At 68.0% G+C, this 444-nt stretch carries 1 protein-coding gene; it reads left to right on the forward strand.

Translation table 11 applies throughout. The features are described 5' to 3' along the window. Positions 1 to 95 precede the first annotated feature (95 nt). Positions 96 to 444, forward strand: a 349-nt coding sequence (locus J5M73_RS31425; RefSeq protein WP_207816978.1) for a ParA family protein, incomplete at its 3' end; no start/stop codon positions are given.

Here is a 444-nt window from a genome sequence, read left to right on the forward strand (position 1 = left end):
CGCATTTGCCGATATCATCGCTCCCTGTATCCGCATTTTTCGCGGCGCGGCGCCGGTGCCAGGCGCCGCGTCGCGCGGCTTCTTCGGGGGAATTCATGACGGTGATCGTGGTGGCGAATCCGAAGGGCGGCGTCGGCAAGAGCACGCTGTCCACCAATCTGGCTGGGTATTTCGCGGCGCAGGGCGCATGGGTCGCGCTCGCCGATCTCGACCGGCAGCAATCCGCGCATGCCTGGCTCGACCTGCGGCCCGCCGGGCTGCCCGCGATCGAGACCTGGGCGCTCGACCCCGATTCGCCGTCGAAGCCGCCGCGCGGCCTCGAATACGCGATCGTCGATACGCCGGCCGGCCTGCACGGCAACCGGATGAACGTCGCGCTCGAATTCGCCGACAAGGTGATCGTGCCGCTGCAGCCGTCGATGTTCGATATCCTCGCGACCCAGC

This window comes from Pseudomonas sp. 50_B, from assembly GCF_017491625.1.
GTDB lineage: Bacteria > Pseudomonadota > Gammaproteobacteria > Pseudomonadales > Pseudomonadaceae > Aquipseudomonas > Aquipseudomonas danubii.